Source organism: Nocardia sp. NPDC050175 (genome assembly GCF_044459885.1).
In the GTDB taxonomy this organism is placed as follows: Bacteria; Actinomycetota; Actinomycetes; order Mycobacteriales; family Mycobacteriaceae; genus Nocardia.
The window spans coordinates 1-14,660 of the sequence record NZ_JBITJI010000027.1 but is presented as its reverse complement, the minus strand read 5'-3'; the positions used below and the strand labels follow the sequence as shown (position 1 = coordinate 14,660).

The 14,660-nt window shown below is 67.6% G+C and carries 11 protein-coding genes; 7 read left to right on the top strand and 4 right to left on the bottom strand.

The window, feature by feature from the left end; genetic code table 11:
• Positions 1 to 132 precede the first annotated feature (132 nt).
• On the top strand, positions 133 to 1,425 hold the full coding sequence (gene aroA, locus ACIBK2_RS45770; protein WP_396977555.1) for a 3-phosphoshikimate 1-carboxyvinyltransferase: 1,293 nt from the start codon (positions 133 to 135) through the stop codon (positions 1,423 to 1,425).
• Positions 1,422 to 2,438, top strand: a complete 1,017-nt coding sequence (gene rsgA, locus ACIBK2_RS45765) for a ribosome small subunit-dependent GTPase A (RefSeq protein ID WP_396977559.1) — start codon at positions 1,422 to 1,424, stop codon at positions 2,436 to 2,438. Before aroA ends, rsgA begins: the two co-directional genes overlap by 4 nt.
• Positions 2,439 to 2,486: 48 nt before the next feature.
• On the opposite strand, the gene ACIBK2_RS45760 is transcribed toward rsgA, so the two are convergent.
• The 3 genes from ACIBK2_RS45760 to ACIBK2_RS45750 form a co-directional block, all read right to left on the bottom strand.
• On the bottom strand, positions 2,487 to 2,888 hold the full coding sequence (locus tag ACIBK2_RS45760) for a YybH family protein (RefSeq protein ID WP_396977553.1): 402 nt from the start codon (positions 2,886 to 2,888) through the stop codon (positions 2,487 to 2,489).
• 128 nt (positions 2,889 to 3,016) lie between these two features.
• A complete protein-coding gene (gene secA / locus ACIBK2_RS45755; protein WP_396977551.1) occupies positions 3,017 to 5,869 on the bottom strand; it encodes a preprotein translocase subunit SecA in 2,853 nt (950 codons plus the stop codon).
• 204 nt (positions 5,870 to 6,073) lie between these two features.
• On the bottom strand, positions 6,074 to 6,484 hold the full coding sequence (locus ACIBK2_RS45750; RefSeq protein WP_396977549.1) for an Rv3235 family protein: 411 nt from the start codon (positions 6,482 to 6,484) through the stop codon (positions 6,074 to 6,076).
• Positions 6,485 to 6,788: 304 nt separating this feature from the next.
• On the opposite strand from ACIBK2_RS45750, the gene ACIBK2_RS45745 reads away from it, so the two are divergent.
• The 4 genes from ACIBK2_RS45745 to ACIBK2_RS45730 all read left to right on the top strand — a co-directional run bounded on the left by ACIBK2_RS45745 (position 6,789) and on the right by ACIBK2_RS45730 (position 11,586).
• On the top strand, positions 6,789 to 8,210 hold the full coding sequence (locus tag ACIBK2_RS45745) for a wax ester/triacylglycerol synthase family O-acyltransferase (protein ID WP_396977547.1): 1,422 nt from the start codon (positions 6,789 to 6,791) through the stop codon (positions 8,208 to 8,210).
• 10 nt (positions 8,211 to 8,220) lie between these two features.
• Positions 8,221 to 8,760, top strand: a complete 540-nt coding sequence (locus ACIBK2_RS45740) for a DUF6912 family protein (RefSeq protein WP_396977557.1) — start codon at positions 8,221 to 8,223, stop codon at positions 8,758 to 8,760.
• 152 nt (positions 8,761 to 8,912) lie between these two features.
• Entirely contained in the window at positions 8,913 to 10,070 is a 1,158-nt protein-coding gene (locus ACIBK2_RS45735; protein ID WP_396977545.1) for a ferredoxin reductase, read from the top strand.
• Positions 10,071 to 10,152: 82 nt separating this feature from the next.
• Complete coding sequence (locus tag ACIBK2_RS45730; protein WP_396977543.1) at positions 10,153 to 11,586, top strand: fatty acid desaturase; 1,434 nt, start codon at positions 10,153 to 10,155, stop codon at positions 11,584 to 11,586.
• A gap of 57 nt (positions 11,587 to 11,643) precedes the next feature.
• Here the strand turns inward: ACIBK2_RS45730 and ACIBK2_RS45725 are convergent, their stop codons facing one another.
• Positions 11,644 to 12,642 (bottom strand): endonuclease/exonuclease/phosphatase family protein, encoded by a 999-nt coding sequence (locus tag ACIBK2_RS45725; RefSeq protein ID WP_396977542.1) that lies wholly within the window; start codon positions 12,640 to 12,642, stop codon positions 11,644 to 11,646.
• A 366-nt stretch (positions 12,643 to 13,008) separates the two neighbouring features.
• Here ACIBK2_RS45725 and ACIBK2_RS45720 point away from each other — a divergent pair, with 366 nt between their 5' ends.
• Positions 13,009 to 14,283: a fatty acid desaturase family protein gene (locus tag ACIBK2_RS45720; RefSeq protein WP_396977540.1), complete on the top strand. Its 1,275-nt coding sequence runs from the start codon at positions 13,009 to 13,011 to the stop codon at positions 14,281 to 14,283.
• Positions 14,284 to 14,660 lie beyond the last annotated feature (377 nt).

The following is a 14,660-nucleotide window of genomic DNA, read 5'->3' as shown; positions in this document are numbered from 1 at the left end:
GCCGTTCGCGGCCCGTCTCGCGTCCGAGCTGTCGAAGCGCATGCGCCGCAGGCGCGAGTCTCGACAGCTCGGACGCGAGACTCCCAGGGGCCGCGAACACCGCCGCGGCCACGCGGCCAATAGGATAGACACGTGAGTTTCTGGCCAGCGCCCCATGTCGATGTCCCTGTACACGCGACCGTGACCCTGCCTGGATCGAAGTCGATCACGAACCGGGCATTGATCTTGGCCGCCCTGGCCGACGGTCCGTCGACGCTGTCCGGCGCGTTGCGTAGCCGCGATACGAATCTGATGATCGCCGCGCTGCGCGCGCTCGGCACGAGCATCGAGGGTGATGCGGACACGTTGACCGTGACCCCGGCCCCGCTGCAGGGTGCGAGCGTCGACTGCGGACTCGCGGGCACCGTGATGCGCTTCCTGCCGTCGGTCGCCGCGCTCGCAGCGGGCGATGTCGCCTTCGACGGTGACGCGCAGGCCCGAGTTCGCCCGCTCAGCACCATCTTGGACGCGCTGCGCGCCCTCGGCGCCGACATCGACGGCAACACGCTGCCGTTCACCGTGCACGGCAAAGGCGCGCTGCGCGGCGGCACCGTGACCATCGACGCGTCCGGGTCCTCGCAGTTCGTTTCCGGCCTGCTGCTGTCGGCGGCCCGGTTCGACGAGGGCCTGATCGTGCATCACGACGGCAAGGCGCTGCCCTCGATGCCGCACATCGAGATGACCGTGGAGATGCTGCGCCGGGCCGACGTGCAGGTGCAGGCGCCCGAACACAGCCGCCTCGCGCAGACCTGGCAGGTGGCCCCCGGCCCGATCCGCGCGGTGGATTGGGACGTCGAGCCGGATCTGTCCAACGCGACGCCGTTCCTCGCGGCCGCCGCGGTCACCGGCGGCGAGGTCAAGATCCCGCACTGGCCGCGGCTCACCACCCAGCCCGGCGACGTGATCCGCGAGATCCTGGTGCGGATGGGCGCGGAGGCGCGCGTCTTCGACGGCGTGCTGACCGTGCACGGTCCCGATCGCCTGGCGGGTATCGATATCGACCTGCACGATGTCGGCGAGCTGACGCCCACGGTCGCGGCGCTGGCCGCGCTGGCCGACTCCCCGTCGCACCTGCGCGGCATCGCGCATCTGCGCGGGCACGAGACCGACCGGCTCGCCGCGCTGTCCACCGAGATCAACCGGCTCGGCGGCAAGGTCACCGAGACCGAGGACGGGCTGGAGATCGTGCCCGCCGAATTGCACAGTGGCCGTTGGCATTCCTACGCCGATCACCGAATGGCAACGGCCGGAGCGATTCTCGGGCTGCGGGTGCCCGGCATCGAGATCGAGGACATCGGCACGACCGCGAAGACTTTGCCGAATTTCGTTGCGCTGTGGGAACACATGCTCGATCCGACGCTCTCCGATCAAGGAGCGGCGCACTGAGGAAGCGCGAGTACGACGAATCCGACGTCCGGGTGCGCCCGGGCAAGAGTTCGCGTCCGCGCACGAAAACCCGTCCGCAGCACAGTGATGCGGAATCCGCCATGGTGGTCTCGGTGGACCGCGGCCGCTGGGGTTGCGTGCTCGGCGGCGATCCGAGTCGGCACATCGTCGCCATGCGCGCCAGGGAACTCGGCCGCACGCCCATCGTGGTCGGCGACGAGGTGGATGTGGTCGGCGATCTGTCCGGCCGACCCGATTCGCTGGCCCGCATCGTGCGGGTCACCGAACGCCGAACGGTGTTGCGGCGCACCGCCGATGACACCGATCCGTTCGAGCGGATCGTCGTCGGCAATGCCGAGCGGCTGTTCATGGTGGTCGCCCTGGCCGACCCGCCGCCGCGCACCGGCTTCGTCGAGCGCTGCATGGTCGCCGCGTACGCCGGCGGGCTGCACCCGGTGCTGTGCCTGACCAAGCACGATCTGGCCGCCGAGTCCGAATTCGCCTCCGCCTTCGAGGATCTCGACCTGACCATCGTTTACGGCGGCGTCGACGACCCGCTGGAGCCGGTGCTCGAGCTGCTCACCGGTCGCCTCACCGCGTTCATCGGTCACTCCGGCGTCGGCAAGTCTACTTTGGTGAATCGCCTTGTACCAGACGCATATCGGGCCGTCGGCGAGGTCTCCGGCGTCGGCAAGGGCAAGCACACGTCCACTCAGTCCGTTGCGCTGCCGCTGCCCAGCGGCGGCTGGGTCATCGACACTCCTGGCATCCGCTCCTTCGGCCTGGCCCACATCACCCCCGACGACGTGGTCGCCGCCTTCAGCGACCTCGCCGCCGCCATCGAGGACTGCCCGCGCGGCTGCACCCACCTCGGCCCACCCGCCGACCCCGAGTGCGCACTGGACAAGCTGCCCGGCAAAGAGCGCCGAGTGGCCGCCATCCGCCTGCTGCTCACCGCGCTGAACGCCAATGACCACTGGCAGACCTACAACGCTCCCCGGCCTGTCGACTAGCGGCCGGGTCACGGCTTCGACACAGCTGGGGACTTTCCCCAACCTCACTCAGCCGGACAGCGCCGCGCTGGATTGTTCCTGCCCGTCGGGCTGCCCGGGCGCGAAGGGCCACTCCTCGAACCAGGTGCAGCGCCCGTCCTGATCGAAGCGCAGCACCCATAGATCGCGCCAGCGCGCGGGCTGGTCGGGGTATTCGACCTCCGCCCGGACTATGGCGGTAAGTCCGTCCACGGCAACGACTTCGGGCTCGATGGTGAACGACTCGTTCGGGCTGTCGCGTCCGGTTTCCCAGAATTTCGCCAGCGCCGGTAACCCCGTGAGCGGTTCCGCCCAAGGGGAGACCTGATATCCGATTTCGGGGGCGAAGAGGTCGCCGAGCTGCTCGGTACCCGGCGATCGCCAGGCCCGTTCGTATTCGCCGACCCATGCCTCAACTGTGCTGCGGTCCACGAGCGCCGAAACTACGCCTGTTCGACAGGCTACGGGCGGGTTCCAGCGCAAAGGTAGCCCTACCGGCCGTCGGATCCGGAACGCGAAAGCGCCCAGGGACCGGAGTCCGTGGGCGCTTCGGCGTGCAACTAGCTGCGACGACGCGGCTTCGGTGCGCGCTTCGACTTGTCCTGCGCGCGGGCGGCCTCGCGGCGCTCGCGGCGGGTGGTGCCGTCGCCGTACTCCTCGGCATCGCTGTGCACCTCGCGATGCCCGCCCTCGTCCGGACCCGAGTAGCTCAGGCCACGCCGGGCGGAGTCGTCGATGCCCTTGGCGCGCAACGCCGCCGGTGCGCCGTTGCCGTTGGGCAGCGGGGCCTCGTCGGTGGGCAGCGGGCGCGGCGCGGCCATCGCGCCGACCGGCGAACGCAGGCCCGGATCGACCGAGACGCCTTCCGGCTGCGGCTGCTGCACCTCGACCTGCAGGTTGAACAGGAAGCCGACCGACTCCTCCTTCAGGCCCTCGAGCATCGCCGCGAACATGTCGAAGCCCTCACGCTGGTACTCGACCAGCGGGTCGCGCTGCGCCATCGCTCGCAGGCCGATGCCCTCCTTGAGGTAGTCCATCTCGTAGAGGTGTTCGCGCCACTTGCGGTCGAGCACCGAAAGCAGCACCTGCCGTTCGAGATTGCGCATGCTGCCCTCGCCGGCCAGCCCGTCGATCTCGGCCTCGCGCCGCTCGTAGGCCTCGTGCGCGTCGTCGAGCAGCGCCTCGAGCAGCTCCTCGCGGCCCAGGTCGCCCGCCTCGCCGACCGCGGTCTCGCCTGTCAGGTCCTTGTAGTTGAGCTTGACCGGGTACAGCGTCTTGAGCGCCGTCCACAGCTTGTCCAGATCCCAGTCCTCGACGTAGCCCTCGGCGGTCGCGCCGTTGACGTAGGCGGTGACCACGTCGGTGATCATGCTCTGGACCTGGCCCTCCATGTCCTCGCCGCGCAGGATCCGGTTGCGCTCGCCGTAGATGATGGTGCGCTGCTGGTTCATCACCTCGTCGTACTTGAGCACGTTCTTGCGGATCTCGAAGTTCTGCTGCTCGACCTGGGTCTGCGCGCTCTTGATCGCCTTGGAGACCATCTTGGCCTCGATCGGCACATCGTCGGGCAGGTTGAGCCTGGTCATGATCGACTCGAGCGCGGCGCCGTTGAAGCGGCGCATCAGCTCGTCGCCCAGCGACAGGTAGAACCGGGACTCGCCCGGGTCGCCCTGACGGCCGGAACGACCACGCAGCTGGTTGTCGATACGTCGCGACTCGTGCCGCTCGGTGCCGAGCACGTAGAGGCCACCGGCATCGCGCACGACCTCGGCGTCCGCCGACGTCTGCGCCTTGACCTGATCCAGCGTCGGCAGCCAGGCCTGCTGGTAGGCGTCCGGCGTCTCGACCGGGTCCAGGCCCTCGCGGCGCAGGATGAGGTCGGCGATGATGTCCGGGTTGCCGCCGAGCACGACGTCGGTACCACGACCGGCCATGTTGGTCGCCACGGTCACCGCGCCCGGCCGGCCGGCCTCGGCGATGATCTCGGCTTCCTTCTCGTGGAACTTCGCGTTCAGCACGGTGTGCGCGATGCCGCGCTTGGTGAACTGCTTGGACAGGTACTCCGAGCGCTCGACGCTGGTGGTACCGATCAGCACCGGCTGGTCCCGCTCGTGCCGCTCGGTGACGTCGTCGACCACGGCCGCGAACTTGGCCTCTTCGGTCTTGTAGATCAGGTCGGACTGGTCCGCACGAACCATCGGCCGGTTCGTCGGGATCGGGACCACGCCGAGGCTGTAGATCTGGTGCAGCTCGGCCGCCTCGGTCTCGGCGGTACCGGTCATGCCGGACAGCTTGTCGTAGAGGCGGAAGTAGTTCTGCAGGGTGATGGTTGCCAGGGTCTGGTTCTCCGGCTGGATCTCCACCCCTTCCTTGGCCTCGATCGCCTGGTGCATGCCCTCGTTGTAGCGGCGCCCGACCAGGATGCGGCCGGTGAACTCGTCGACGATGATGACCTCGCCGTCGCGGACGATGTAGTCCTTGTCGCGCGAGTACAGCTCCTTGGCCTTGATCGCGTTGTTCACGTAACTGACCAGCGGCGAGTTGGCGGCCTCGTAGAGGTTGTCGATGCCGAGCTGATCCTCGATGAACTCGACACCCGCCTCGTGCACGCCGATGGTGCGCTTCTTGATGTCGACCTCGTAGTGCAGGTCCTTCTTCAACAGCGGTGCGATACGCGCGAATTCGGCGTACCACTTGCTGGAGGCGTCGGCCGGGCCGGAGATGATCAGCGGCGTGCGCGCCTCGTCGATCAGGATGGAGTCGACCTCGTCGACCACGGCGAAGTTGTGCCCGCGCTGCACCAGATCGTCCAGCGAGTGCGTCATGTTGTCGCGCAGGTAGTCGAAGCCGAACTCGTTGTTGGTGCCGTAGGTGATGTCGGCGCCGTAGGCCACCCGGCGCTGCGCGGGCGTCATGCCGCCGAGGATCGCGCCGATCTCGAGCCCGAGGAAACGGTGCACGCGGCCCATCCACTCGGAGTCGCGCTTGGCCAGGTAGTCGTTGGTGGTGACGATGTGCACGCCGTCGCCGCTGATCGCGTTGAGGTAGGCGGGCAGCACCGAGGTGAGCGTCTTGCCCTCACCGGTCTTCATCTCGGCGATGTTGCCGGTGTGCAGCGCGGCGCCGCCCATGATCTGCACCTTGTAGTGCTTCTGGTTCAGCACGCGCCAAGACGCCTCGCGGGCCACCGCGAACGCCTCGGCCATCAGCGCGCCGAGCGGGTCCGCGTGCCCCTCCTCGACCATGTCCGAGTACCGCTCGCGGAACTCGTCGGTCTTACCGCGCAGCTCGTCGTCGGTGAGTAGCTCGTACTCCGACTCGAGGTCGAGAACCTGATCGGCGAAGTTGGCGAGCCGCTTGACCATGCGACCTTCACCAATCCGTAGCAACCTCGTCAGTGTCAGCGCAGGCACGGGTCTCGTCAGTCCTCTGGTCGGTGTGTCATTTCGTGTCGTCGGCGCCGGGCCGCGGGGTGGGACTCACGGCCGGCGTGCGGGTTCGCGCTCCGAGTGCGGAATCCGCTGCACGCCCCATGGTAATGCGGTGCCGATCGTAGGTGCCGACGAGCAGCGCCGTTCGGCCGGATCAGCGCGTGGCCGTGTCATCCGCCCTGGTACTCACAGTACGCGGAACGCGGTCAGCTGCCAGCCCGCCCGGTGCAGCACCACGCACGCGGCGACCGCGAAGACCCGGGGTCCGCGCTGGTAGCTGCCGTACACCTCGGCGGAGTTGGGGCCGGTCAGCTCGATCCCCAGTTTGGTCAGATGAGCAGGGCCGAGTCCGCGTCCCGGTGGCGCGGACCGCGCAAGCGTCTCGATGGCGGCGAGCACCGACGGCGCGGCCAGCCTGCGCAGCTGCACCACCGAGCGCTTGCCGTCCAGCACCTCGAGCACCAGCCGCAGCGAACTTTCGGCGAATCGACTTGCCGCCGAACCCGTTTCACCGTCGGTGCCGTACGATGTAAGACGTCCGTCGTGCCGGGCGCGTCGCTTGGCCACCCGATCGGTCGGCCCGCTATGTGACGGCATGCGACGGCAGGGCAGCGCGGCTCGTGGCGACAACGCCGCCGACCGACCACGATCCGGCCGATCACCATCCAGCGGCGGCTCGAGCCGCGGTGCGGGCGAAAGTGATGGTCGTCGACTGTGCATCCGGTGTCCCCCTGTGATCGAATCGAGTTCCCCGTGCTCGAGTCGAACAGCTTGCCATGGAAGTCGGGGTGGGTAAAGGGGATCGCCGTTTTCACCGGATACGCCACAACGGAGGAGCTGAAACCCGGTGGCGACAGCACAATGGGCGTGAGGCGGCATCGAAAAAGGAGCACCGGGCAGCGTGATCACGAGACTGACGCCGCAGGACGCGTCGTTCTATCGGCTCGAGTCGAGCAGCAATCCGATCCACATCGGCTCCCTCGCCATCCTCCGAAATACCGAGCAGGGCAGCGGCACCGCCGAACCGGTGCTCGACTACGACCGCCTGGTCGATCTGGTCGACGCCAGGCTCTCGCTGGTCCCCCGCTATCGCCGCAAGGTGCGCGAGATTCCGTTCGCCCTCGGCCGCCCGGTGTGGGTGGAGGACAGCCAGTTCGACATCACCTATCACATCCGCCGCTCCGCCCTGCCCACGCCGGGTACCGATGAGCAACTGCACGAACTGGTGGCCAGGCTGGCCTCCCGGCCGCTGGATCAGACCAGGCCGCTGTGGGAGATGTATCTGATCGAGGGCCTGTCCGACGACCGCTGCGCGATCTTCACCAAGACGCATTCGGCCCTGGTCGACGGGGACACCGCGCTGGAGATCGGCCACGTGATCCTCGATACCGGCCCGTCGCCGCGCGAACTCGCCGACGACGCGTGGCTCGCGCCGCGCGAACCCAACGAGATGGAACTGCTCGTCGGGGCCTTGACGCACCTGGCCGCCCAGCCGCGCGAAGCCCTGGAAGTGGCCAGGCACGCGAGCGGGCACGCCTTCGCGGTGATCGGCGCCGCGGGCCGGGCGATGGACTCGGTGGTCTCCGCCGTACGCGCCGCGACGACCGGCGCGCCGGACAGCCCGTTGAACGCGCGCACCTCGCGCAACCGCCGTTTCGACGTGGTGCGCACCGACCTGGAGGACTACCGCAAGATCCGCAAGCGCTTCAACTGCTCGATCAACGACGTCATCCTCGCAGTGGTCTCCGGCGCGCTACGCAACTGGCTGCTCTCGCGCGGCGAGGGCCTCACCGAATCGACCACGCTGCGCGCGGTGGTGCCGATGTCGGTGTATGTCGAAGGGGCGGACGGGGATCAGCTGAAACCGGCGAGCGAGGTGTCCTCGTTCCTGATCGATCTGCCGGTCGGCGAGCCCAATCCGGTGATGCGTCTTTCGCATATCGCGCACGCCACCGAGGCCAACGGCAGGCAGCATCGCGGTGTTCGCGCGCGCACGCTGGTGCATCTGGCCGGGTTCGCTCCGGCGAGCCTGCACGCCATGAGCGTGCGTGCGGCGAGTACCTTCGCAGAACACACTTTCAATCTGGTGATCACCAACGCACCAGGTCCGCAGACTCCGATGTTCATCGGCGGCGCGCGGATGCTGGAGATGTATCCGGTGTCGCCGCTGCTGCGCAATCAGGCCTCGAGCATCGGGATCACGTCCTATGACGGACGCGTTTTCTACGGACTCAACGCCGACCGCGACGCGATGGCCGACATCGGCGTGCTGGCCGCGTCGGTGCGCGATTCCATGGAGGAGATGCTCGGTGCCTGCGTCTGATCAGGAGAAAATGCGGGTCTACATCCCCGCGACGGTGCCGATGCTGCGCGAGCTCGTCACCAACCGGGAGCTGCACCCGCTCGGCGGCACCGCGTTCGCGGTGACCCCGGCGCTGCGCGAGGCCTATGCGTCCGGCGACGACGAGGAGCTCGCCGAGGTGGCGATGGGCGAGGCCGCGCGCGCCTCACTGCGCCTGCTCGCCGCCGAACGCGACGGGACCGACGAACCGGCCGATGATGCCGAGCCGGTCGACACCGGCCGGCCGGTGTATCGGCGCGCGGTGATCGCCGCGGACGTGACCGGTGCGAAGCTGCGCCCCGACCTCGACGACGCCGTCGTCAAGCTGGCCGGACCGATCAGCTACGACCAGATCGGCTGCGTGCACGTCGACCTGGCGGAGGCCGAGCCCGAGGTGGCCAAGGCCGTCGACGTGGTGGACGCTGCCGACCTCGGCGACACCGACGCCGAATTCGTGCTCGGCGACGCCGAGGATCACCAGCTGGCCTGGTACGCCGCGCAGGAATTGCCGTTCCTGCTCGAACTGCTCTGACGTTCCCTTATCGCCCGGACATAATGACGGGCGGCCGATCAGCCGGGATGATAAGGGTGACGGCCACGACACGTCAGCTAACCTACGATGCCGTAACCTGGCTGTTGCGTGGGCAGCGCATCCGACGAAACAGGAAGAGACGAACGGCAGCGATGAGCTCGAAAACTGGGGGATTCTCCGTGCGGGGCGTGCGAGAGTGGCTGGAGGCTCCGGCCGCCGCTGTCGCCGAGCGCGGCGGCAGGCTGAACGTGCTGCGCGGGGCCGTGGCCCGCGTCACCACCCCGCTGCTGCCGGATGATTATCTACACCTGGCCAACCCGCTGTGGTCGGCCCGCGAGCTGCGCGGTCGCATCGTCGACGTACGCAAGGAGACCGCGGATTCGGCCACCCTGGTGATCAAGCCGGGCTGGGGCTTCGACTTCAAATACGAGCCGGGCCAATACATCGGCATCGGCGTGCTGATCGACGGCCGCTGGCACTGGCGGTCCTACTCGCTGACCTGCCCGCCGAACTGGTCGGACCCGGAGGCGGGCGGCAAACGCGTCATCTCCATCGCGGTGAAGGCGATGCCGGAGGGCTTCCTGTCCAGCCACCTGGTCAGCGGCGTCCCGGTCGGCACCGTGGTGCGGCTGGCCGCGCCGCAGGGCGGTTTCGTGCTGCCCTACCCGCCGCCGGAGAAGGTGCTGTTCCTCACCGCGGGCAGCGGGATCACCCCGGTACTGGCGATGCTGCGGTCGATGGACCGGCGCGGCATGGTCACCGATGTCGAACACCTGCATTCCGCGCGCACCGCCGAGGACGTCATGTTCGGCGCCGAGCTGCGCGACCTGCACGATCGGCATCCGAGTTTCACCTCGCACCTGAACCTCACCGGCGAGCACGGCAAGTTCGCGCTGGCCAGGCTGGACGAGAAGTTCCCCGACTGGCGCGAGCGGCAGACCTGGGCCTGCGGCCCGGCCGCGATGCTGGACGAGATCGAACACCACTGGCGCGACGCGGGCATCGCGGACCGGCTGCACATCGAGCGGTTCGAGATCGAGCGTGGCGCGGTCGGCGAGGGCGGCACGGTCACCTTCGGCAAGACCGGCCGCACCGCCGAAATCGACGGCGCGACGAGCCTGCTCGAGGCGGGCGAGGCGGCGGGCGTGCAGATGCCGTTCGGCTGCCGCATGGGCATCTGCCAAACCTGTGTCGTGACACTGAGTTCCGGGCATGTGCGTGATCTACGCAACGGTGACGAGCATCGCGAAGGCGACAAGGTGCAGACCTGCATCTCCGCCGCGGCGGGCGACTGCACCCTGGACGTCTGAGCGGGTGCCGGGCCTCGGCCCGGAACGCCGCCGACCTTCTTTGGGTACCCTCAAATCAAATTGAGCAGCGAAAGGACACCCGGTGGCAATCACCGATATTCAGGCATTCGCCCACCTGACTGCGGCAGACATCGAAACACTGGGGCAGGAACTCGATTCGATCCGCCGCTCGGTGGAGCAGTCCCGCGGCGAGCGTGACGCGAAATACATCCGACGCACCATCGCCGCGCAACGCGCACTAGAGATGGCCGGGCGCGCGGTGCTGTTCGGCAGTCGCAATCGCTGGGCCTGGCTCACCGGCACCGCGTTGCTGTCCGTCGCCAAGATCGTCGAGAACATGGAGCTCGGGCACAACATCAGCCACGGGCAGTGGGACTGGATGAACGACCCGGAGATCCACTCCAGCACCTGGGAGTGGGATCAGACCGGGCCGTCGTCGCAGTGGCGGCGGGCGCACAACTACTCCCACCACACCTATACCAACGTGCTCGGCAAGGACGAGGACCTCGGCTTCGGCATCCTGCGGATGACCCGTGACGAGACCTGGCGCCCGATCCATCTGGTGCAGCCGTTCGCGAACCTGCTCCTCGCCGCCACCTTCGAGTGGGGCATCGCGATCCACGACTGGAGCATCGAGAAGGAACTGTCCGACACCCCGAAGGGGCTGATGACGGAGCCGAACCGCGAGTTCGGCCGCAAGATCGCCCGGCAGGTGGCCAAGGACTTCCTGTTCTACCCGGCGCTCACCGGTCCGGCGTTCATGTCGACGCTGAAGGCGAACGCGACCGCCAACCTGGTGCGCAACCTGTGGGCCTACGCGGTGATCTTCTGCGGCCACTTCCCCGACGGCGCCGAGAAGTTCACCATCGAACAGCTCGAGGGCGAGACCAGCGGCGAGTGGTACCTGCGGCAGATGCTCGGCAGTGCCAACTTCAAGGCCGGTCCCGCGATGGCGTTCATGAGCGGCAACCTCTGCTACCAGATCGAGCACCACCTGTTCCCCGACCTGCCGAGCAACCGGTACTCGGAAGTCGCGGTGCGGGTGCGCGAGCTGTGCGACAAGTACGACCTGCCCTACACCACCGGCTCGCTCGGCAAGCAGTACCTGCTCGCCTTCCGGACCATCCACAAGCTCGCCCTGCCGGACCGTTTCCTGAAGGCCACCGCCGACAACGCACCCGAGACCTCCTCGGAACGCAAGTTCGCCGGCATCACGCTGCCGTCGCTGCCGAGTTCGGACACCGCGAGCTGGCTCGGCGTCGATCCGGAAACCGGGCAGCGGCGCGGCCTGCGCTCGGCGATGCGCGAGGCCAAGGTGGTGCTCAAGGAGAAGGCGCGGCAGGAGAAGGAAATGCTGCGCGAGGCCAAGCGCGCGTTGCGCGAGAAGGCCGAGCACGAGAAGGAGGCGCTGCGCGAGGCCACCGTGGCGCTGCAGGAACGGGCGCGCACCGAGCAGGCTTCGCTGCGCCGCAAGGCCGTGCGGCAGCGGGCTTCGCTGCGGCGCCGTCGTCGGTGAACTGACCATGAAAAGGGCCGGGACTCAACGGAGTACCGGCCCTTTTCCGTCAGAAGATCACCAGCGCACCTTCAAGTCGCTGACGACGGCGGCATGATCGGAGTAGAAGACTCCCGGACCATGGCGGCGCATGCGCTGGTCCACCACGCGGGCCTCGCGCGTTTCGACCTTGCCCTTGGCGAAGAGGAAATCGATCCGCTGATCGGTGAGCAGCTTCTCGGTGGGTAGCGGGCTCCAGGTGCGGCCGGGGACGGCACAGACATCCGGGTTGGCCGCACGGAAGGTGTCGACGAACCCCGCGTCGGTGACGGCCTTGGTGGCGGTCAGCGGATAGCTCAGCCCGAAGTGGTTGGGGCAGTTCGCTTGGCTCGGCGTCCAATCCGCGCCGGGCAACGTGTTGAAGTCACCGCCCATCAGCACCGGTGCGGTGTTGCCGCCGAGCATCCTCGGTATCTGGTTGTTGACGATGTCGGTGATGTATTGCGTCTGTGCGCGTTCCGCCTGCACGACGGCGGCGACGGAGTGCCGCGGTTCGCGGCCGTCGCGGCGGTCGATCGCGTTCTCGTCGATCAGATAGCCGTCCCACGGGTCGGTGTAGGTGAGCCAGGTGGCGAACAGGTTCAGTTCGCCGTCGTGCGGCACGCGCACCCGCACGCCGCCGAGATTGAAGTCGCTCACCGGGCCGCCCTGCGGCTTCGGGTAGGTCGCGACGACCTCGTACTTGGTGAAGATCCACAGGTTGTCCGACCCCGCGGGGCGGTCGGTGATCTTCACCCCGGTGTAGCGGCCGTTGTGCGCGCGGCGGGTCAGCGCGTCGGTGATGGTGTCGCCGGAGCCGTAGGTCTCCACGGCGAAGAACACGTCCGGCTTGATGTCGATCACCTGATCGATCAGGTCGTTCAGATTGTCCGGCGTGGGCTCACGGCCACCGTGCAGGATGTTCCAGGTCAGCACGCGCACTCGCTCGTGGTCGTCGGCGTGCGCCAGCGGCGCGGCGCCTGCCAGTGCGGTGCTCGCCAGCAGAACAGCCGTGAGCAACGCCTTGGATAATCGCATTGTCGAACTCCATTCGTCAGGGACGCTGGAAGTTAGGTGAATATTCGGAACGACACATGGCTGACTGGCAAAAGTTCGGCAAAGTGGCTGGTTGGCCGGATATCCCCAGTGTGAGTGGGGAGCCGATCCGCCGGTTGCGCGCGACGAAGCGGCTACGAGTTGCGCGAATCCGCTCGACGGAGCAGTATCAAGCACCGAATGGGTAGGCTTCGCCACTCGGAATTCCCTGCGGGAGAAGGCTTTACGCCGTAACGTCGGCGCGACCGGCCTAGCATCAAATGCCCGGGATCGCAATGGGGGATTTGCCACATCCGCGTTCAGGTCCTCGTAACCTACGCTCTCGTAACTTACGGTACTGTAACCGCCATGGCGATCTCGGATGTCAAGGAATACGCACATCTCACCGAGGCCGACGTGGAAGCACTCGGCGCGGAATTCGACGCGATCCGGCGGGATATCGAAGCCTCGCGCGGTGCGCGCGACGCTCGGTACATCCGCAACGTGATCCGTCTGCAGCGCGCACTCGAGATCAGCGGCCGCGGCGTGCTGTTCGCCAGCTTCTTACCGCCCGCCTGGCTGGCCGGCGTCGCCCTGCTCGGCACCGCCAAGATCATCGAGAACATGGAGATCGGGCACAACGCCATGCACGGGCAGTGGGACTGGATGAACGATCCGGAAATCCACTCCAGCACCTGGGAATGGGACAACGCGGGCGCGGCCAAGCACTGGAAGCACACGCACAACTACCTGCACCACAAGTACACCAACGTGCTCGGCATGGACGACGACATCGGCTACGGCCTGCTCCGGGTCACCCGTGATCAGCGGTGGAAGCCGTTCAACCTGGGTAACCCGGTCTACAACCTGGTGCTGCAGCTGCTCTTCGAATACGGCGTCGCGATCCAGCACATGGAGCTCGGCAAGCTGGCCGCGGGCCGGTTCAAGCCGGGCACGCCGGAGCGGGCCGATTTCGAGCGCAAGCGCACCGAGGCGCTCACCAAGATGGGCAAGCAGGTGGTCAAGGACTACGTGATCTTCCCGGCGCTCACCGGCCCCGCGTTCTTCTCCACGCTCACCGCCAACCTCGCCGCGAACGCGATCCGCAACGTCTGGTCCAACGCGGTGATCTTCTGCGGCCACTTCCCCGACGGCGCGGAGAAGTTCACCAAGGCCGACATCGACGGCGAAACCAAGGGCCAGTGGTACCTGCGCCAGATGCTCGGCAGCGCCAACATCTCCGGCGGCCCAATCACCCACTTCATGACCGGCAACCTCAGCCACCAGATCGAACACCACCTCTTCCCCGACCTGCCGAGCAACCGGTACGCCGACATCGCGGTGAAGGTCAGGGAACTGGCCGAAAAGTACGACCTGCCCTACACCACCGGCTCGCTGCCGGTGCAGTACTTCAAGGCCTGGCGCACCATCCTCAAGCTGTCGCTGCCCGACAAGTACCTGCGCGACACCGCCGACGACGCACCCGAGACCGCCTCGGAACGCAAGTTCGCCGGCACCACGGGCCCGGTCATCGACCCGGAAACCGGCAGGCGCCGCGGCCTGCGCACCGCGCTGGCCGAAGGCAGGAAGCGTTTCACCCGCCGTCCCGCCCCCGTCGAACGCGCACTGCAACTCACCAAGTAGGCCGATCGTCCCGGATCCCCGCCCCGGCCCGCCGCCAAACCACCTGCGACACCGCCCAATCAGCGGCCTACGTTGAACCGCTCACCCTTTGTGTAACCCGCCCCCCTGCATACGCGGTGAGCGGCCTATACAAAGGGTGAGCGGCTTCCAATTACCCACGTGGTCAGCGGAATACACACCCCATGTCGGGATCGCGCACCCGGATTAGGCCCCAAGTGCCGGACGGATTCCGCGAGGGTGCGGATACGTGGTCGAACCGGGCACACCCCCCCCGCCACGAGTGCCCAGCACCCCACCCCACCAAGCCGAACCCAGAATCTGCGCACTCTCTCGGGATCGGCACTGGCTTTAGGGTCCTATTCCGAGTGCCGATCCCG